The sequence below is a fragment of the Paenibacillus sp. V4I7 genome (assembly GCF_030817275.1).
In the GTDB taxonomy this organism is placed as follows: Bacteria; Bacillota; Bacilli; order Paenibacillales; family NBRC-103111; genus Paenibacillus_E.
Genome location: NZ_JAUSZD010000002.1, coordinates 1,106,406 through 1,126,950, shown reverse-complemented (window position 1 = coordinate 1,126,950; position 20,545 = coordinate 1,106,406). Strand labels below are relative to the sequence as shown.

21 protein-coding genes and 1 pseudogene are annotated in these 20,545 nt (G+C 38.4%); 1 reads left to right on the top strand and 21 read right to left on the bottom strand.

Annotation, left to right across the window (positions count from 1 at the left end):
* Positions 1-143 precede the first annotated feature (143 nt).
* From QFZ80_RS06475 to QFZ80_RS06395, 17 genes and pseudogenes are all read right to left on the bottom strand, one after another.
* Complete coding sequence (locus QFZ80_RS06475) at positions 144-419, bottom strand: hypothetical protein (protein ID WP_307557897.1); 276 nt, start codon at positions 417-419, stop codon at positions 144-146.
* 235 nt (positions 420-654) lie between these two features.
* Positions 655-1,593, bottom strand: coding sequence for an NADP-dependent oxidoreductase (locus QFZ80_RS06470; protein WP_307557895.1), 939 nt, complete (start codon positions 1,591-1,593; stop codon positions 655-657).
* 18 nt (positions 1,594-1,611) lie between these two features.
* A complete protein-coding gene (locus QFZ80_RS06465) occupies positions 1,612-2,097 on the bottom strand; it encodes a MarR family winged helix-turn-helix transcriptional regulator (protein WP_307446210.1) in 486 nt (161 codons plus the stop codon).
* 17 nt (positions 2,098-2,114) lie between these two features.
* Positions 2,115-3,194: an alkene reductase gene (locus QFZ80_RS06460; protein WP_307557893.1), complete on the bottom strand. Its 1,080-nt coding sequence runs from the start codon at positions 3,192-3,194 to the stop codon at positions 2,115-2,117.
* Between the two features lie 154 nt (positions 3,195-3,348).
* Positions 3,349-4,266, bottom strand: coding sequence for an MFS transporter (locus QFZ80_RS06455; RefSeq protein WP_307557891.1), 918 nt, complete (start codon positions 4,264-4,266; stop codon positions 3,349-3,351).
* A gap of 2 nt (positions 4,267-4,268) precedes the next feature.
* Complete coding sequence (locus QFZ80_RS06450; RefSeq protein WP_307557888.1) at positions 4,269-5,012, bottom strand: pirin family protein; 744 nt, start codon at positions 5,010-5,012, stop codon at positions 4,269-4,271.
* Between the two features lie 548 nt (positions 5,013-5,560).
* A pseudogene (locus QFZ80_RS06445) lies at positions 5,561-5,986 on the bottom strand (ABC transporter ATP-binding protein); the annotation flags it as partial.
* Positions 5,987-6,406: 420 nt separating this feature from the next.
* Positions 6,407-6,775: a mCpol domain-containing protein gene (locus QFZ80_RS06440; protein WP_307557886.1), complete on the bottom strand. Its 369-nt coding sequence runs from the start codon at positions 6,773-6,775 to the stop codon at positions 6,407-6,409.
* Between the two features lies 1 nt (position 6,776).
* Positions 6,777-7,394 carry a Cap15 family cyclic dinucleotide receptor domain-containing protein gene (locus QFZ80_RS06435; RefSeq protein ID WP_307557884.1) on the bottom strand — a complete coding sequence of 206 codons (618 nt, stop codon included), beginning with the start codon at positions 7,392-7,394 and terminating at the stop codon, positions 6,777-6,779.
* Positions 7,395-7,527: 133 nt separating this feature from the next.
* Positions 7,528-7,980 (bottom strand): Mov34/MPN/PAD-1 family protein, encoded by a 453-nt coding sequence (locus QFZ80_RS06430; protein WP_307557882.1) that lies wholly within the window; start codon positions 7,978-7,980, stop codon positions 7,528-7,530.
* Positions 7,970-9,769 (bottom strand): ThiF family adenylyltransferase, encoded by a 1,800-nt coding sequence (locus QFZ80_RS06425; RefSeq protein ID WP_307557880.1) that lies wholly within the window; start codon positions 9,767-9,769, stop codon positions 7,970-7,972. The genes QFZ80_RS06430 and QFZ80_RS06425 overlap by 11 nt, the downstream gene beginning before the upstream one ends.
* A complete protein-coding gene (locus tag QFZ80_RS06420; protein WP_307557877.1) occupies positions 9,753-10,730 on the bottom strand; it encodes a CBASS cGAMP synthase in 978 nt (325 codons plus the stop codon). The genes QFZ80_RS06425 and QFZ80_RS06420 overlap by 17 nt, the downstream gene beginning before the upstream one ends.
* Entirely contained in the window at positions 10,731-11,705 is a 975-nt protein-coding gene (locus QFZ80_RS06415) for a CBASS cGAMP-activated phospholipase (protein WP_307564047.1), read from the bottom strand.
* A 428-nt stretch (positions 11,706-12,133) separates the two neighbouring features.
* Positions 12,134-12,988 carry a TniQ family protein gene (locus QFZ80_RS06410; protein WP_307557875.1) on the bottom strand — a complete coding sequence of 285 codons (855 nt, stop codon included), beginning with the start codon at positions 12,986-12,988 and terminating at the stop codon, positions 12,134-12,136.
* A gap of 48 nt (positions 12,989-13,036) precedes the next feature.
* Positions 13,037-14,023, bottom strand: coding sequence for a TniB family NTP-binding protein (locus QFZ80_RS06405; protein ID WP_307557873.1), 987 nt, complete (start codon positions 14,021-14,023; stop codon positions 13,037-13,039).
* Between the two features lie 11 nt (positions 14,024-14,034).
* A complete protein-coding gene (locus QFZ80_RS06400; protein WP_307557871.1) occupies positions 14,035-16,176 on the bottom strand; it encodes a Mu transposase C-terminal domain-containing protein in 2,142 nt (713 codons plus the stop codon).
* An 11-nt stretch (positions 16,177-16,187) separates the two neighbouring features.
* Positions 16,188-16,826: a TnsA endonuclease N-terminal domain-containing protein gene (locus QFZ80_RS06395; protein ID WP_307557868.1), complete on the bottom strand. Its 639-nt coding sequence runs from the start codon at positions 16,824-16,826 to the stop codon at positions 16,188-16,190.
* Between the two features lie 551 nt (positions 16,827-17,377).
* Between QFZ80_RS06395 and QFZ80_RS06390 the strand changes: the two genes are divergently transcribed.
* Positions 17,378-17,566, top strand: a complete 189-nt coding sequence (locus QFZ80_RS06390) for a hypothetical protein (protein ID WP_307440860.1) — start codon at positions 17,378-17,380, stop codon at positions 17,564-17,566.
* An 82-nt stretch (positions 17,567-17,648) separates the two neighbouring features.
* Here the strand turns inward: QFZ80_RS06390 and QFZ80_RS06385 are convergent, their stop codons facing one another.
* The 4 genes from QFZ80_RS06385 to QFZ80_RS06370 form a co-directional block, all read right to left on the bottom strand.
* Entirely contained in the window at positions 17,649-18,491 is an 843-nt protein-coding gene (locus QFZ80_RS06385) for a tyrosine-type recombinase/integrase (RefSeq protein ID WP_307557866.1), read from the bottom strand.
* A 169-nt stretch (positions 18,492-18,660) separates the two neighbouring features.
* Complete coding sequence (locus QFZ80_RS06380) at positions 18,661-19,002, bottom strand: hypothetical protein (RefSeq protein ID WP_307557864.1); 342 nt, start codon at positions 19,000-19,002, stop codon at positions 18,661-18,663.
* A 151-nt stretch (positions 19,003-19,153) separates the two neighbouring features.
* Positions 19,154-19,690 carry a GNAT family N-acetyltransferase gene (locus QFZ80_RS06375; protein WP_307557861.1) on the bottom strand — a complete coding sequence of 179 codons (537 nt, stop codon included), beginning with the start codon at positions 19,688-19,690 and terminating at the stop codon, positions 19,154-19,156.
* A 223-nt stretch (positions 19,691-19,913) separates the two neighbouring features.
* Positions 19,914-20,336, bottom strand: coding sequence for a hypothetical protein (locus QFZ80_RS06370; protein ID WP_307557858.1), 423 nt, complete (start codon positions 20,334-20,336; stop codon positions 19,914-19,916).
* Positions 20,337-20,545 lie beyond the last annotated feature (209 nt).

The following is a 20,545-nucleotide window of genomic DNA, read 5'->3' as shown; positions in this document are numbered from 1 at the left end:
TAATATAAAATGTCGTTTATCGGTGTTGTTGTAATGTTGAATGACATTTTCTATGCATAATTCGCTTATTTTTGTTTTGAAGTAAAAAAAAAGCAAATCACATGTAAGTGACCTGCTTATTAACTCTTGTACCCCTTAATATTCTATTGTTCATAATAAATTGGATTGAATTTTTCTTCGTACAATACCTTGTTAATTACCTGCTCCATTTTATCTTTTTCTACTGTTCCTGTACTATTGTTTATAAAAAAATGTACGTCGTAAGGGAAAAACTGTTTATTAAAATTATTAAAATTAGATTTATTTCTATTTCGATAATAGTTACTTATTTCAAAAGATTGAATCCATTCACTTATACCATGAGGAATATTTTTTAGAAGAAGCCACACGGCTATAGTCGTACGTCTGTGACCGTTCATGTTCAGCAGCCGCTAGTGACTTTTCAGCTTGGGCTATCTTGGCCTTCAGTTTATTCTTCTCAGTGGTCAGATTTGTCTTCGAAAGGATGATAAAACCATATTAAAAAAGAGCCTCTAGAATCGCTTCTAGGGCTCGTTTCGCATTTAGCTTTTTCCAAACCAATACTTTTGCAGTGGTCTCCATAAAAGGGGCTTGTTTGAATAGTTCTCTATTTTTAAACCAAACCTCGCAGCTTCAAAATGAATTAACCTTAAGCAAAATTCTTCCTCGGCCATGTCTTGATTCACTTTTCTCATGAGCCTTCTTCGTTTCGCTTAATGGAAATATTGAATCAATCTCTGCTTTTAATGTTCCGTTGGCAAGTAATTGAGCAATGACTTGCAAATCCTCGGAGGTTGGAAACTTCGAATTAAACTTAGCTGTGACTCCATACTGTTCGGCCTTTTCAGCAGATGGGGGCTGCGTCAAGGAGACCAGTTTTCCGCCACGTTTCAGAACAGACCATGATCGATCCTCGTTATTTCCCCCAACCGATTCGATGACTAAATCTACGTCCTTGACTTTCTCCTCAAATGGTGTGGTCGTGTAATCAATGACCAGGTCCGCACCCAATGACTTTACAAAATCCAGATTGGCGGTTGAGGCAGTAGCAATAACCTTAGCGCCTTTCCACTTAGCCAACTGTACAGCAAATTGTCCTACTCCGCCAGCGGCTGCGTGAATGAGTACCGTTTGACCGGCTTCTAATTCGCCTTCCGATAATAATGCCTTCCAAGCCGATTCTGCACCGCCTTTAATAGTTGCCGCATCCTCAAAGTTCAAGTTTTCCGGCATGTGAACCAAATCATTTGCCGGGGCAATGCCATATTCTGAGTAGCCTCCATTTACATTTCCAAAAACGCGATCGCCTTGCTGAAAACCGGTTACGCCTTCGCCGACGGCTTCAACGATACCCGAAACAGCTGTTCCAGGAGTATAAGGCAATGTTTTAATAAATATCTCTTTCAGCCAACCGTTACGGATCTTCCAGTCTAGAGGAATAGCTGCAGCGTAAGCAACTTTGACAAGAACTTCTCCAGCAAGCGGTTGAGGGCGTTTAATTTCTTCGAGTTTCAAAACATCCGGTCCGCCGTACTTACCGACTTGAATAGCTTTCATTAAGGATTCAGTCATTTGTATCTCTCCCAAAGATTATTTTAAAGCAGTGTCTATTTGAGCAGCTACTTTTCTTGATAAATTTATTAATAGTTCTTTTTCTTGTTCTGAAAGGTTCTCTATCGTGACTCTCTCCAGTATACTCCAAGCTTCTAGAACTTTAGATTCAAATCCACGACCAGCCTCGGTAAGGGACACAATAGTAACTCGGCCATCTTCGTCTGAACGGTTGCGGGTAATCAATCCCGCCTCTTCCAGCCTGCGGACAGATTTTGCAATGGTTGAGTGATCCAGACGCAAGGTCCTGCCAAGGGAGTTCTGCGACTGACCGTCCTGCTGGAACAGCTGCATGAGAATGATTTCTTGTCCCGGAAAGAGGCCAGTCTCGCGAATCAATTGGGAAGCCAGTGCGCGATGCGAACGCGCAAGAGCAAAAATCGAGAAGCTAATCGGAAATTGCTTCTCTGCGCCAAACTCTACTTCGGGTAATTCATTATCGGGAAGTTTCTTTTCTCGTTTCATAGATATCCACAACTTTCTTAAGCTTTGTCCTGTTCAGCAAGCGTCGGATAATCTGTGTACCCTTGGCTGCCTCCTGCATAGAGCGTAGCACGTTCCGGTTCATTTAGCGAGGCACCGGCTTTAAATCGTTCAATGAAATCAGGATTAGCCAAAGCCCAAGACCCGATAGGCGCAATATCAGCAAGTCCTTCGTCGATGTCGATTGTAATATTTTCAAGCGGTCTGCCAGCACGGTTTACCAACAGAGCCGTTGGCCATGCCGATCGGATTTTGCGCAAAAGATCTTCGTTTCCGACATGTACGATGTGAAGATATGCTAAATTTAGCTTTGCCAGCTCAGATACCAGGTATTCATATAACTCAGTACCATTCGGACCTTCATCAAGACCACCCAACGGTACGCCAGGAGAGATGCGGAACCCTGTACGGTCTGCGCCGATTTCTTCCACCACTGCTTTTGCCACCTCTATGGCAAACCGGGCGCGGTTTTCAATGGACCCTCCGTATGCATCAGTCCGTATGTTCGCATTCTCCGCAATAAATTGTTGAATGAGGTATCCGTTCGCCCCATGAATCTCTACTCCGTCAGCACCCGCCTGAATGGCTGCGGCAGCTGCTTTGCGAAAATCCTCGACGGTCGCTTTGATTTCTTCAACGCTCAACTCACGAGGAACTGGAATTTCCTGAAGTCCTGCAAAAGTATACATTTGAACAACAGGTGCAGGAGCGATTGCAGAAGGAGCAACCGGCTGGCGATGATGAGGGGTGTTATCCGGGTGTGACATACGGCCCACATGCATCAATTGAATGAATAGGTGACCGCCTGCATCATGTACTTGATTAGCGACTTCACGCCACCCGGCAATGTGTGCATCTGTGTAAATACCAGGAGTAAACAAATACCCTTGCCCATCATCAGACGGCTGTGTACCTTCGCTGATTAACAAACCCAATGAGGCGCGCTGCTTGTAATAAAGAGGGGTGAACTCGCCTGGTGTCCCGTCAGGCAGAGCCCGTCCCCGAGTCATTGGCGCCATTGCTAGTCGATGAGAAAGCTCCATTCGTCCAATTTTAATAGGATTCCATATTTTTTTCATTTTTAACACTCCTCGTAAATAATGTATTGCCGGCAACATAAATATACCATAACTTTATGTGGTCGGCAACATTTAATTGAATGTGAAGCGAATAATCTTATCGCTTCAGGGGAAAATTAATTCGGTCATTGCGAGAACCATTAACGCCAATACGCTAATTAGCCGTCCGATATCTCAATAAACGGCTCACGAAGACTGTGAATATGAGTAAGGAGATCGCTACTGATGCGGCAGCGACAAGGAACAAGACCTGATACCCCGTGTATTGAGACACCCATCCGAGCATGATCGCGCCAAGCCCGATTCCCAGGTCAAATGCGGTCATGAAAGAAGCATTTGCTGCCCCTGCCCGGTTAGGATGTGCAAGGCTCAAGGTTGCTGATTGAAGAGCTGGTTGTGCTGAGCCGATTCCAATTCCAAATAAAACCGATGAAGCAATCATACCGTATAAACCATTTGACAAGCTTAATACCAGCAAGGCTGCAATTGTAACCGCAAGAGCCGGTACAACCATAAATACCTCGCCATAGCGATCTGAAAGTTTTCCCGTAATCGGCCGGATTACAGTAAGCGTTGCTGCGTAAACCAAAAAGAAAGTGCCTGGATTAACCTTGACCGATTCCGCAAAGAGCGGCAAAAATGTAATAATTCCGCCATAAGCGACGGCCATAAAAAAGATCACAGCCATGATGGATAAAACCGATTTTTCAATAAAATCGATTCGCCCTGCGGCAGCTTTCGGTTGAAACGGCGTTTTTGTTGTAAATGCCAAAAGCATTGCTGCGGCAGAAAGGATCGTACCGATAAGGAACAGGCCGTTGAAAGAATAGTTCCGCAGGACCCAGACAATAAACGGACGCCTGCCGTACCGATCCAGCAATCCTCCGACAATCGGACGAAAAATAACGGCAGACAGCGTAAACATTCCCATGGCCAGTCCAATCTGCGATTCGCTGCCGCCTAACTGTTTAATAAAAAGAGGCAGTGTCGGAACCAGCAAATAAAAACTGGTAAACAGAAAAAGCATTCCTATAGTCATAAGAAAAAATGGCTTTGACCACAAGCGGTCCATAATTACCTCCCCCCGCTGATCGTACCTGATTTCGAGGCTGCTGCATTTAAATCCGACAAGAAAGCGACGATTATCGCTTGACTTAATGTTCTCATTATGGGCATTTCAAGTTCTGTAACCGTAAAAGCATCCCCTTTCTGAAGGGTAGTATTACCCACTTGAACCGTTCCGTTCATCACGTATACAAAGGGGCTCATTCCCTCAGCAATGGGCACTTCAAGTTCTGCTCCTGCATCCGCGTGGATATCGAACACCAGGACTTGATTGCGAAATTTAAGAGGGGCATCGGAAGCTTCCGGTCCAGCCACCAGCTGCCATGTGCCATTGGTATAATCAACCGGACGATCGTAGAATTGAACGCCCGGCGGTAAATCCTTATCTCTAGGCCTGACAAAAATTTGCAAACCTTCAAGGTCTTCGCCGGAATTCGTTTCTTCGTGGGAAAAGCCGCTTCCGGCATTCATCAACATTAAGCGTCTGCGTGTAATGTTCTCCGTAACACCCATTGAATCTTCATGAGTGACCTTGCCGCTGATAAGATAGGTCAGGATTTCATCGTTGAGGTGTTCATGCATAGGGACCATGTTATTTGCTCTAAGAGTGGCATGATCAATAACGCTAAGCGGCCCGAAAGCAGGATCAAATGCCGGTACCCCATATACCTTGCCTGGTCTCATACGTCTAATTTGAAAGGGGCCGCCTCTTCCCATTGTTGGACTTTGATGAGATTGTAATATATTAATCATAACTGTCCGCTCCTTCATGATTCTAATTGGAATTCAGTCCTAACAACCACATTTAGTTGCCAGCCACATAAATATAGCATAGATTAATGTGGTCAGCAACACAATAAACGTCAGTCATTTGCCACATTCACATCACCACGTACTTCAGTGATGGTTAGAAGATCAATTCGTCTGTCCTATCTGCTGTTGAATGGCTCAATATAATATTTGGTATAGTCGCATAGTTAAATCACAATTTCTCGATATTTGCTATCCATTAATATTCTTGCACCACAACCATTTTGTTTCTGTTTCATCTTATGCTTCATAATAAGTGCCTCTTTTCGTATGTGGGTTTAGTTCTTGCCGGAACGTTTCCCAGTATACTAGAGGCGCTTTTTTTCTTTCAAAGGCTCAAATTACTTCATTACAGGAATGGCTCCTTTATAGTAATGTAAGTGCTCGTTGGAATAGCTAAATATCTTCACTATTTTCTCTGAAACCACGAATCATTCATTGAAAATAAAATAAACCGGAACCCCCTATTTGGAGTTCCGGTCTTATTAACACTAAACGACTTCATTTAATCGCCCATCCCAAAACTGCACAATCCGCTTCGCCTGTTGGGCAATCAATGAGTCATGCGTAATCAAAATAATCGTCCGACCTTGTGCATTTAATCTCTTTAAAATGTTTAAGATCTCCACACCCGTCTTCGAATCTAATGCTCCCGTAGGCTCATCCGCCAAAATGATCTGAGGATCTCCTGCCAACGTTCTCGCAATAGCAACACGCTGCTGCTGTCCGCCGGATAACTCCGATGGAAAGTGATTCCTGCGATCCAATAAATCCACCGATTCCAGTGCATACAAAACGAGTGGCTCTCTTTCCTTTTTACTCATTTCCCGATAAATCAAAGGCAACTCTACATTCTCATAGGCACTTAATCTCGGCAGCAAGTTGAAGCTTTGAAAAACGAAACCAATCTTCTGGTTACCTGGTACTCCTTAGCGTTTATTTAGTTCAAAACAATTGTTTCAATTTCTGAGGATTTGTTTAATCCCTCCAAGTTATAATGAATAATAAAATTTTTTTAAAAAAAAAAAAAAAAAAATGTGATATTCCATAATTAATTAGAAAACGGAGCCCGCAAACCCGCGGCGCTCCGTTTTTGTTGTTTCAGAATTCCTTAGAATTTGAAGTGAATCGTGTCTTATAACGCTGTTTGTTCCAGAATTCATTAGAAAAAAATATTTAGCTAATTTGGAGCGTATGCACAAATATACAATCAAGTTTTTAATCATGTATAAGTCTTAAAAAGTTGTTTACCACAGGCTAGGACCACGAATCTATTTTAACTTGTGTAACAATTCTCTATTCCCAAGTATTAACTTACCAAGTTATTTTACCGAAAATTATTCGATAATTCTATTTTTACCTGCTGCTTTTGCCTTCATTAAATTAATTATTGCCTCTGTTATAGAACTCCCTATTCCAGCACTTATTGTTTCGTTTGTTAATAAATTAAACTTATTTCTGAGAACATCGGTAAACTCTCTTATTTTGGTCAGGTCACTTACTTTTGTACCTATGAAAAAGTCATCGCACCCATTCATCAATAATTCAAAATCTCCATTCTCTTTAATAACATCTTTTAAAATAATCATACTGTTTTGGACTTTCATATGAACTTCCTTTGCATTTTCTAAATCACCACATAATAAGTGATATTCTATTCTGTCACCAATATTGTCCGCATCTAATCTAATATAGTACCTAAACATGTTATTTATCACCTCTACACATTCTTTTAATAACTTCATAGGTTGAAAAATGTTTTTTTTGATTAAATGTTACATGTATAGTTCCACAGGTTTTATTTCTAGTCCAATATTTCCCACTTAGTCCTAACGTTTCATTCAATACACGAAGTTCTACAACCCCTTGTCTTGTATCTTCTTCAGTACTAATAATATCTGCACAATAAAAATATGCTAAATTAACCTCTCCCTCTTTTTCATTGAAATCGATTTTCTCTATGTATGATTTCCCTGCATAATTTTCTGTAAATGTTTTTATGTGAAAATTCAAGAAATTTTGTTTTATTACAATGTAGAACTCTAAAGCACCAACTCCATTTCCAGATTCATCTCTCCAGTCACTTTGTAATGTTCCTGTCCATGTCCCATTTAAATTGGGGATATCAAATATTTTTTTAAGAATAATGATTTTCCAACCATATTTAAAATAAAATAACCAGAATAATGTTACAATGGAGACCGATTTGCTAATAATTGCTAAGTAATTAACATTATTAGACTCGGTTAAATAAAAAATCAAGAAAATAATAATTGATAAATACGCTGAAATTCTTATGGTTTTATTAATCATATTTTTATCCATTTCAAAACTGTGCCTCATTCCTAATATCTCTAATGTTGCCTTTGACATTCGCCAAAACTAAATATTATACTTACCCACTTCTAACATATATTTAATAGTTTTTCATTTTCTATTTTAGTATTATAAATTCCATTTAAAGTTGTGTGAGCTTCCTACCTTTATGTTGTGAAGCCACATAAAAGTCACGTATGCCAACGATGACGAGAAACAAAAAATCGATCTCCATCTTAGTATCGTTTAACATACCTTTTAAAAGTTCACGATCCACCGATGACGGCGTTGGAGTTGCTTCAGGGTGAGTATGCCATTCACCAAGATACCTGATTTCTCCTCCCGACTCCCACCAAGCTTGATTGACAATTCGCTGCGCTTTTTTCACGCTTCGCTCAAAAAAATAGCGCCCCGATTTATCCTCGGATGTCGGGGTGCTTATTTGTTCGATGACTATTTTCTCATGTTCATAAATTCTGCCCAGCAAAATGCCGCCAGATTCATGTTGGTGAGGCTTGATCTGACGATAAGAGTTAAATGTTTTTATGACATCAGGCGTGAAGATGAGCGATTTATCGCCAAATTTATATAACATTACTATTGCATTCCTCACATCGCGCAAAGTTGGCAAGCGGAAATCTCCGTACTGAATAATTTTCCGCTACAGCCCATCTTCCAGCTATTTTTCTACCTTTTTCTTTTTGCAGCGTTAAATTACCGAGCCAAGTGAATAAGACGTTTTCCTTCATCTTACCATACTGAATATCTTCTATAAAAAACGTCAAATCCAAGATAAATCGTTTCACTTCTACTATTCCGTAGGGCACAAATGTGCTTTGACATCCCGCTTCACGCTTTGAATATAACCCTGGCTCTGCTAGCACGCTTTTTAGAAATGCATGCTGTTCATCAAATACACAATGCAAACACCCGATATAGGAAGGATCCACATATACGGCATGCGCCCCCGCTAAATACGGTTCTACCCAGACATAGAGTAAAGGCTTATTAATGATACCGTCTTTTTGCAGCCGGTTGAGGCGTAGCTCCGTCGGAAAGTGACCCAGAGCGACAATAGAAAAATCACATCGGTTTAAAACCGATTCGTAGTCACGGAGTAACCTAAGCACATCATACTCATATGTCGTTACTTCTAAATGTGGGAAATGAGATGCTAGCTTTTGATGTACACTGCGAACCTTGTAGTTCCCCACATCATTGGCACCGCATAGATGCCGTGCGACGTTTCCAAACGTCAGCTTTTCTTTATCGATTAAAAGCAGCTGGTCTATGCCAAAATCAACGAGAGACTTGGTGATATGACTGCCAATGGATCCACAACCAATGATTCCGATTCTTTGGCTAGAAGAAATCTCTCCGTCACCACCACGTGTGAAGAGTCTCATTTTGTCCACGCGAGTGACTAGCTGTTTTTTGACACCCAGATCACGAAAGTCGCGCTGCAATTCAAGTAATGCATTACGCTTCCATCGGCGAAAACCTTTGAGCCCTTTTTGTACCTTTCCTTTTCTTTTATAGTGAGATGTTTTATATTGCTGCGCATTAGCGTGCTCCCATGCGCCGATAATATGACCATCTTTATACGGCATTGAAAACACGATCGTAGATGGTCTTGTATCTTTATTAAGAAATTCTAACAGAGGCTTTACTGCATCACCGCTTACAGTCTTTAGCCGTTTTAAAAATTCACCGTTTTTTGTTGGGAATGGTGGCAGACCAATTGATTCGAGAGGTAAATAAAACGCCTTCTTGCGTGTCGGATCAACTGTTGCCCCAGCTTGAACCAGCCAAGTTTCCCCTTCCATTCTTGTATCAGCAACTAATTTAGTGACGCTCCAATTTGGATGAGTAAAAGAAATAAGATGTATTTCTCTAGTCTCAGGGCTTATTGAAAGTAGCGAAAGTATCTCACTATTTGCCTCCTGAATCCAATAAGATTCAAACTCATCAAGGTAATCCAACGAATTTTCGCCTGATTTTCCTTTTTTCAATAGAATAAATGCTTTTTGAATAACTTCATCCAAAATACCATGCGGATTACTTATATTGGGATGAGCGACCTCGGCATCAAACGTGCATAGTACCTTGCGTTTATCCAAATGTGGTATAGGATAAAGCCTAGAAAAATATGGATCGGGTACGAATACAGTCGGAAAAACATCGGGAAAGTTATAAGGTATAGCAAGTATGATTTCAAAAATCGCATCTTGGTCTTGGCATCTGATTTGAAACGACTTAGAAATGCCCTCTTTATCAGGACCCGGGTATTGCACTTCAACCGCTTGGTGTTTATCAATAAGATGGAGCGCCGCAGTTTGCAGCACTCCATCGTAATACACACTCAAATTACGCTGATCGTCCATGGTTACCGAGCACCGGTGGCGCTGACGCTATTACAACAGAATTTGTTTCCGACTTCGCGGCTTCCGTAGTTTCATGTTCCGGGAAGCGGTCCCCGAATACATCAATCCACTTTTTCGAAGCTTTAGTTTTATCTGATTCTTCTAGCGCTTCCTCAGCTTTTTTAACTAGATTTGCCAGCTTATTTAAAAAGTTATCCCGTCTTGTGTCCGACCAATCCGACATCAACTCTTCACTTGGAAACACCGGTCTTGTTAGGGAGAAAGAGTCGGAGAGTGCATTGTGTATAGCTTTGGCTGTGGCTGCAAGTGCGGCATCATCCTCATCCGGGTGATCGGCTACAAAGTGATTTGCAGCCAATATGGTTAAAAACATTCCACTCGGCAATTTAGTATCTCCTTCTTTATTATCCTTCCACGCCTTTAGATATCGAACGAGTCGTTTGAGCTGGTTCCCTTTTTCCTTCACTTCATCGTTGAACCATTTAGTAAGTTCCTTAGGGTCGCTGTCAATCCAACCTTTTGACTTGTGCGCAAGTTTTGGATGTTCATCCGTTTTCTTCACATAAATCGGCAGGTCGACATGGTATTTGGCTTTAAAGATAACCCGAACGCATGTATTTTTATCCACAGGATCCGTTGAAGTATGTCCTTTCGTCGCCTTAACAATCCAGCTGTGCACGGTTGCTGGCGTAGCCCAGTCCTTTTCTTCCATATCCTTTAGATGCTCTAAATAAATCCCGTCATCGACATCGTATTCCCCATCGATTGGAGTGACGGTCGTATTCATCATATAGGAGCCCTGACCGTAAAACTTAGGTTCGGCTAGCCCGAGCTCCTCCTTAAAATACTTTTTGATTTTCTTGCGAATTTCATTTCGGGATGTCCGAAGACTTTCTTTTTGGGTCGAATCTAGATAAATTTCATTATGAAAATTAGTAAACAGATCATGGCAGTTTGACATTTAAGCCGATTCCTCCTTGGTAATTGTTGTGAAAAACGCTTTTACATCCTCTTTTTCAATCCATTGCTCACTTGCCTGAATTCCCTTTTCGATTAAAATCGAAAGCGATTTGGGGCTAGCCATATCAAGGGCAATTTTTTTCTTTTCATCCACTGTGAGAGCCATACTTGGGATCCGCACATAACTGCCACCGGAATGCGAGCGTAGATGCTCAATGTGATGGTGCACAGCCGCGCTTTGAGAATCTATCATCAGGGAAATTAATTTATCGCCCCAACTTACAAATGATCTCCGTTTGTTCTCAATGAGATTAGGAAATTTGACGGCTTCGTTAATAGAAGAAATAGAGAGCAGGCTATAATCGTTATAGCGGCTATCGTTTTTGTAATACCTTAAATATTCTTGGATACCATACAATGCAGGATTGTTTGCAACTAATCCACCATCGACGAATTGTTCTCTGCCATTTTGCATTTGCAATTCAACGATAGGGAAATAAGTCGGCGCGGCTGAGGTAGCAAGAGCCACTTCAGTAAGCAGCCGCTTTTTATCCCTTGTTAATTGTGGGACATGGTCTGATTTGAAGATGCACGGCTCCCCGGTCGTGATGTTTACGGTTGGAATAAGGACATGTGTCTTGCAATCCTCTATCCTTTTGTCACCGAATACGCCTTCTAAAGCCACACGAAGCTGTTCATCTGAATACTTCGATTTCCAGATTAGCTGCTTTAGCCAATGAAGTGCTCGCTTCCATTTCCTTTGGTACGGAAAGATCTTAGGACCCGAATCTTTGTAAAATTCGACAACTTTACTCATGGGTATACCGGATGCCAATGCCAGTGCGATGATCCCACCAGTAGAAGTTCCGCATATGAGATTAAAGTGTTCGTGAAGCGGTCCATACCTTTCTTCCATCTTCTGAAGAACTGTTGCTGAGTACAGTCCTTTTATTCCTCCACCATCAATGGAGAGGATTTTGTAACAACTTTGTGAACGCAGAATTCATACCCCCAAATATTTTTTTAGCGAAAAGCAGGAGTTGTACAAAATGGGCAGAATGAATAATTATCGAATAAAATTCAAAGCTCCATTTTTACTGATGTAGGATTGTAGGAGATCCTGCACCTTCATAAATTCGCTATAACAAAGCACAGCTACCAAAAATGGACTGGGCTTATTTCACTATCTATTATACCTTTTCTGGTAATATAAGGACAAGGATAAAACGAACAATAGTTTTATATAATTAAAACAGCTCGAAATTTGACTTAACAATGTTGGCTTTATGTCTATGTAACTTTTCCATCAGTAGAAGAGGATTGCACACTTAGTATTTTGCTCTAATTCTCCTTACTATACATTTTAATCTTTCATTTAGAGTCCCTGCCCAATACGTTATAAACTTAAAGTATGTTTTTGATCTTTTTAATAAAATCATTAAAGAAATAGTTAATATTATCAATAACAAGACTGTAACCTGTGAGAAATTCAAGCTCATTTGTGCTGTAAGTTTTCAATAGATTATTGGGCCAATCATCTGTCAACTCATATGATTTCAATATATTCCATCGAAAATAATTTTCATCACCTATAAACCAGCTTTTTTTATCTTTTCCTTCATCATATGTTAGATCAGCAAAACCAATTTCCCCATTCGAGTGATAGTTTAAGAACCATCTTAGTCGTTTAAGTACTAAATAATAATCAGTAACAACTAAGCCATTCCAAACTACCCCTTCGTTGCGAATATCATCAAACATAATCATTGAAGAATCACTGTTAGATAAGTTGATATATTTATTTTCACACATTGAAAGTTCTTTTTTGCATTTGCTACATTGATTAATCGTAATATCCTTAAAATTTGTGATTTGGAAGCATCCATCACAGTGATTTAATAATATTAAATTATGTTTATTGCAAACAATGATTGGAGCAATCATCCAGTGAATCCGGTGATATGATTTTTCACTCAAACAAATTGGACAAAATTTGCTAAGATTCTGTATTCGTGAATTATTTTGATGTAAACCAGAACGGTAAATAAAGTAGATTGAATTCCTAGCATAGAAGTGTTCATTCTCTTCATTTAAAAGAAGCAAAGCTCTTTTCAAATCACCTACGCCTTTTTTGAAATAAAGTGAAATATGGTCGTTTATTATATCTATAGTAACATAGTTACTACATGCAGCTCTAAACATGTATCCCTCAATCGACTCATCCTCATAAATAAACAATTGATTTTTTAGACTAGACACTTTAAATCACTTATCTCCCAAACCAATAATAATTCTTAATGTATTCCACTAAGACTTTTTTAGATTTTCTTTTTCCAATGCAACACTTAACTTAAACACTTTCCCATCAAAAGGATTAATCACTTTCGGTCTTGTTTCAAAAGATAACAAGTCAAAACCTTCAAATAAATGCTTCTCTTCTAACATGTCACTTCCAGCTTTCAATGCTTTTGAGGAAGCATGCCTAAGTAAGTGATAGATTGTCCTGGGCGTACCCAAACTTGCATAGTAAATTTTTTCAGCAAGATATGGATCAAAAATTTTCGAACTGCCTCGATCTACAAATGGCAGCTTTGCCTCGATGCCTTTAAGGTATCCACGAAATTCTTTTTGTTCATCAGGATTAGAATACGGAAATACATTAAACTCTTGTTTATTAGGGAATCTTTCATCTAGCTGTTCATTAGCTGCAAAAATTCTCTTCGCTTTTTCCTTAATTCCACCAAAAACAATTGGTATCTTAACATCATTAACAAATTGTTTTATCCAGTCTGCAGCCTTATATATCACTTTTTGAGTATCTGATGCGACAATATGCTGGGCCTCATCGATGAATACCACTCCAACTTCAGAGTCTTCAATTTGATGTTTAAGCATTCCTGTTAGTACTTTTTCAGATCCTTTGTTATAAAATGGCTCACCTAAACTCTCCAACATTTTTGACGCTACGTTTAAAGGAGATGAATTGGCAGCTAATTCCACTCTAAGTACAGGAACAGATTCGTACCTAATTGTATGACCATTCCTTATTCGTGTTTTCTTCTGCCTTGGGTAAGCTAATTCATACGTTTTAAATAATGTTGATTTCCCTGCTCCTGTATCCCCCAAGATGACTAGCCCATCATTTAAGTGATGGCAGTCATGTATCATATTGTATAGATCCGTAAATCTCTTATGATGGACAACAATATTTTCAATATCAAATAACCTTTCTTTGAGGTCCTTCTCATCTATTTTCATTCCATTAAGGCGCTTATATTCTTTATTTCCGTCCACTTTTTCCCCTCCTACGCTAACCTTGAAGTCTCATATGTTGGCAGATCATCATCGATATCTTGGTGCCTTTGAGCTTCATTGTGTACTTTTCCCTTTGGCTTGGCATTTACTTCGGCAGTACTTACCATAGTAGACTCGTTTCCTTTTTTGGCTTCTTCTACAACCTCTTTAGCTTGATTTGCATCTTTTGCATCTTTTCCTTTTTTCACTCTAAGTTCTTCCTCCGTTAGTTGACCTACATAACGAAAAGTCTCCGGTTCTTCTGGTGCTCCTAACTTTCCATAATCAAAAGACCCTAGCGCAAGACCCTCTACAATACTGGCTTCTGCTTGAAGAGTTTGCGTGTAGCCTCTACGTTTATCTTTATCTTGCTGCTGTTCGATCGAGTGTATATTTACCATTGCTTGAATAATATGTGTATCATCAAATTCACGTCGTTTTCGTCCTTCTGATAAACAAATTGTTTTTATTTGCTGATAAGGTATTGGAAGTGAAGGCTCCAAATCATAATGCTTCTCATACTCATTAATTCTATTCGGATCAATTTCAGCTTCAATATAACTGTAATCATATGGATTTTGTACATATACCTTTTTGACATCAGCAAAATCAAACCTAACCAATACTTCTAAATCTTCATCACCTTCTTGTTTCATTTTGTTCTTAAGCTGCATTAACTCTTCACTCCAAAACCATGTTTCTGAGAGAGTAACTCCTTCTGATTGAATTTTTCTCTTTTTGCTTCCACCACAAAGGGCTAGTTTGATTTCTTTTTTTGTAAAAGGTAATTCCTTAATTAAGCTAGGATCTTCTGCAAAAGCTCTTTCCCAAATTTGGTGTGGCGTCCCGCCTATTCGGCTGTGACTCCAGTTGTGAGAGATAATATCAACAAATATAATGTGGGCTATATAGTAAAAAGCTTGCAATGTAATACAGGCTTTCCCTTTGGAGTCATACATTTTTCTCTTAAACATATTAGAAAAAGTTGTCCCCTTTAAAGTATGCACAATATCATTAAACGTCTTTTGCCCTCTCTCGACTGTTCCTTTTTTGTGACCAGCTGCAACTTCTGGAAATAAAAGATCCATACCAAAATTCTCACATATTTCTTCAATGTTATATGAATTGTTCGATGAAGCATTATCAATAACAAGTTCTTTAGGAATTCCATACGCGGTCCATTCATTGATTACGTCGGGGTATAACTTCTTGAGATACACCTTAGGTAAAAAACAATGAAGCAAACATTGTCTGATTGCAAACGAATCAGGCGTATCAAATGTTATATAAAAACCTAAAGGATTTCCAGAAAACACATCAATTGCGTAAACTAACCAAGCTTTTTTTCTATCCATTGTTTTTGGATCAACCATAAATAGATCGATCGGTGTCCAATCCAGTTCAACTCGTTCGAGAGGACGGGTTGGTCTTTCGACCATAGGCTTGGAACCGTCTCTTTCAAGCTTAGCTGCTACAACACCATCTCTTGCTTTTTGTTGTCGATAATAGTCACGCTTTTCTTTAACAATTCGCCAAATCGTTTGAACAGATCTTATAATTGCTTTATCATCTTCATCTCTCATCTTATTAATATTATTTATACTACCTTTATACTCACGATGAATGTCTCTGTATCTAACTTCTTCGCCTGAATATAGTTTCTCTCCCATTATTCTTTCCAGGGATTCTATGACCTCACCTAAGGTTCTTCTTTGGTTAGGCCCAGGTTTTCTCTTTAACAAATACCTTGCATCACCATATTGCTCCCATAATTTCTTCCAGTTATAGAAACTCGCTTTACTTACAACAATATTTTTCTCATCCTTTAATGTTTGTAAATACTCATCCAATTTAATCTTATGGAAATAACCTTTAATCACCGGATGAAGAACTTCAAGCTTCATATCGATCTCAGTTTTTTCATCATCTGTAAATTCAACATCCATCTTTATTTTATTGGCACGTTCTCCAGTATCTCTAAATGTTAATCGTTCCTCATAAAAAGCAACTTCCAATTCATAAATAGAGTAGGTTTTTCGTTGCTTATATTGTATTAATTCAACAATCAGGTCTTGTTTTTCTTTCCGTATAATGACATATTCAATGCCATCCATTATAAATTGAGTTCCTGATGAAAACTTATTTCTAGCCATCTTCTCATCCCCTAAACAACCCATACATAAGATTTTTGTGAAAGCCGCTCTTTAACTACTTCTGCCATAACTTCATGAGCATAAATAAGTTTATTTAGATTTAGCATCATCATAGATGCTTCAACTATTTCGCATTGCTTTAGCAATTCCGCAACAGTTAGAGGACCATAACATTTTAGAACTGTCTTTATATATTCAGTTACAGCTGGCGTTGTTTTGTGTGCTTTTACTTCAAGCAACAACTTCAAATTACTTTGAAGATAACCGATGCGAATTTGTTCCTCGGTAATAACTTGAAAAATCCAACCTTTTTCTAAGCATAATAGTCTTGCTGCTTCGAATTTAGCCTTATTTAGATTTGTATTCACAAATTTAGTCAATTTAACCTCGATTAGGTAGCATTGCCCATCCCTAGTTACAATCAGGAAATCAGGAAAATACCTTCTTCTCCTGCCTTTATAATGAAATCTTATCCCTATTGGCTGGAATGATATTTTCGATACCTTGCTATCGAAATTTGCTATTCGAACATAATCCCTTTCAAGTAAGCTTTCCGTGTGAATAATTCTAAGACTTTTAGATCTACTAATTTTACTTCGATAGTTTCTTCCTCGAGTTGGCCTGATCCGACGAGCTGAAAGTTGAACCATATACAAAACCACCCTTGTTCCAGAATTACTTAGAATTAGTTTTGCCATTATTTACTTAAGTTAGACCTGAAATAAAAAACACGGTACCAAATGTGGCCCGTATTTTAACTTCTATTCAATTTCTTCTCTTTATTCTTTCTGATAAGGGCATTTGTTGTGCTATCATAATTTTTCCAATATTCTCGAGTGATACCAAGAAACCAAATCCTCTTCTTGATTATTAAACTTGCTGAGGTTGTGGACACGAAGCATCGTAAAATGTTTTGCTGCTATGATGGGCCACCTTGATGAATTCATAATTTTACAGGGGAAATTGTAACTTAACCCATAAGTTTGCCGTTTTGGAATGCTTATGCTTCCAATTTACCACGGCAAACTTATGCTTCCAAATAATAAATCAGATATGATATTCAAAGACTTCTATGTAGTTAATTAGATAATTCATTTGTTATTTACATTTTTTTCTATATATGTTCTAATCTAAATAGATAATAAAGAGACACCATTTATAGATTGTTCAATGATGGATACATTCTGGAGGGTCTTTAGTAATGAATAAAACGTTGTCTACCGATATAGAACTATTCGCCGCAGCATTATCACAAGTATATGTTGTTGTAAGCAAAGATGAAATGCTCGACAATGCTGGAATTATTCGCGAATATTGCAAGGATTTCGTGAGAGTCGGAGACTCATGGTTCGCTCGAAATACGTATCAATTCAATGTAATAATTAAATAACATATAACAGTAGTCTATCATTATAGCATTGAGCTAATCGTCGCCCTCTTTGTCTTGAGTAAAGACAATACATTTATTAGGCTTAAAAATAACGACGATATAATTCTCTCCTACGCTCACCGCGCAGTTGGGCGTAAATTTGAGTTGTAGATGCTTTCTCATGTCCGAGCATCCCCTGAATAAATTCTAAAGGTGCACCGTTATCTAACAATTGGCAGGCATAAGTATGACGGAATCGGTGTGGATATACATTCGCAGTAATATCACCACGTTTAGCAAGCTTTTTCAAAGACCAACGTATCGTTGGAATCGACAATCGACGGACAGGATTCGTTTCGATGACAAACAATGCTTTACAAGTATCATTTCTGCTTTCCATGTACCTCTTAAGCCAAACCTTACACTCCGTAGTAAAATAAACCTCTCTTTGTTTGGATCCCTTACCATTTACAATAGCAGAACAGTTTTCCCAGTTGATATCTTCAAGGTTTATTTTCTGAACTTCTCCAACGCGGCATCCTGTGCAATATAGAAACTCTAATAATGCGTGCTCTCTATGAGATCGACAGGTAATCTTAAGATGAATTACGTCCTCTTCAATCAGAAATTTCGGAATTCGTTTGTCCATCTTTGGTTCTCTCAACTTAATAGACGGATTCCGCGTGAGATGTCCTTCTTCAAATGCAAAACGGAAAAGGGAACGCACAAATCGAATTCGATGGCCTAAACTACTAGGTTTTAATCTCTCTGATACCCTAGCCAAATAGTCTTTAAGTAAGACTAGAGATATTTCCTCTAGTTCAAGATCACCAAGATCAAGAACTAACATTTTTAATTGTAAAGCGTATGCTTTCATTGTGTGCGAACTAAATCCCAAAATACGTTTATCAGCTTCGTACAGCATCCACAGATCCTTCAAATTCATAATAAAAACCCTCCCAAGTTTTGTTAACTCTAGTTTTGCTAGAAATAGGAGGGTTTAATCTTATATTCAATTTTAAACTATCGATTACCGTCATCCGACTGTGCAACAAGTCAGCGAATTTTATTGAAGTAACGTTCTGCCGTTAGTTGAACGATTTTATCAGAAATATTTATTGTGATCTTTGCATTCTAAATCGAACAGATTCAAAAGTCATTAATAATGCCGCAATTAAAATAAACATAGGAATTATCGCAAGAAGTCCCAAACTTCCCATGTTCGGCTTCCATAAGGAAACTAGAGGCAAACTCAGAAGCAAACTAATATACATAAAAAATGCCTTCTGAGTGACTGATGAGATTATTGACAGTAAGCCCATAGGAATCAAAATTGCTGGAAGACCTCCTAAGTCTGACCCATTTTGAATCCTAATGATAATAAACAAAAATATTGTAATAGCTGAAGCAAGAAATCCAAAATATGAAGTGATTTTATTAATATTTATTTTACTCATCAATCTACACTCCTTTTTAACAATAATCCCCAAATAAATGACGCGTTTATACATATATTTGTTGCTGAAACCTGCCCTTTAGTGTAACGAAGGGCTACCTCGCGGTAGCCCTTTCGGTGTTCGACTATCGTTTCCCGATAGTTCAATAAGGTTAACCTTTTTTTGGTTCTATCCATTCATTCTCTAAAATGCTCATTTCCCATAAACTCCAGTATTCGTTTCCATTTTTCCTTGAGTCTCTATGTAATCCCTCTTTTACAAATCCCGCCTTTTCATAACAAGCAATTGCTGATGCGTTAAAATCAAATACACCAAGACTAACTCTATGTAATCTAAGTTCATTAAATGCAACTTTAAGGATTTCTTTCATCATTACTTGACCAATTCCTTTTCCCCTTACCTTTTTATCTCCAACTAACACTTTTCCTACTCTGGCTGATTTATTTTTCTTGTCAATTTTACCTAATGATATATGTCCGATTACTTTTCCTGTTTCCTTATGTAAAACACCATAAATTAAAGTATTAGAGTTTTCCTTATTTGCATCAATAAGATAACTCTCTAATTGTTCTTCCGTTAAAGGGAAACAAAAATTAGGACCTCCCCATTGTAGTAAAAACTCTGGAGAATCAATCCAATTAATAAGTTGCTGAAAATCCGAACGCTCAAAATATTTTAATTCAACCATTTCAAACTCTCCTCATTCCTTTAACTTTTTTTATTAAATTTTACCGAATGATATTAACCTTGTATATCACTTCTTATTTTAACTAACATGCCCGTTCACAAAAAAGGCCACCGAGTTTATCATCGGTAGCCGTTTTTATCTTTGTTATGAAGCAATCGTATCCGTTAGCTCAATGGCGTAGTGCGGTTAAGTGGTGCATGATGACGGCAGTATTCGATTCCAACTATCTTAAAAACAATTCCCAACTGCCCTCTTCATTTAGTTTTATCTGAGATACCTCAGTATAATTAAGAAAAAAATCTTTCCTAAAGTCATGTAAATAAGAGCGACTATAACGATTCATAAATGAGAGGCAAAAATCTCTAGCTAATTCATCAGATTCATCAGCACTACCTATTTCAATCCGTATATAGGTCTTTACATCAAATTCAAATCGGATTTTTAAAGTTTCTATTTCTTCTTTCCACCATTCGAAATCGAAACCATATTTAATCCAAATTGTGCCTTCATCCTTTTCCATAACTGCTTCTGCTTTTTTCAAGTCATTTTCCCAGATAACATAACCATTCAAAGAAACTTTCACAAAGTCTAGCACTTCTTGTTTGGGAATGAAGTCATTTATAAAGATAATCAGCCCTCTTGACAAATAATCACGCTCCGTTCTATGGCGGTATCTTCATATATTTCACTTTCTTCTTAGTTCTTGTTCTGCGAAATTCTGTCTTTATGCGGTAGTTGTTCACCTTAATAGTACCACACATATTGTTTGAGCTTATTGAAGAAATCTGCCAGTTAGCGTAATCCCTATTTTTGAACTCAATAGTACCTTTTAAGTATTAGTTAGTTAAAGAAAAA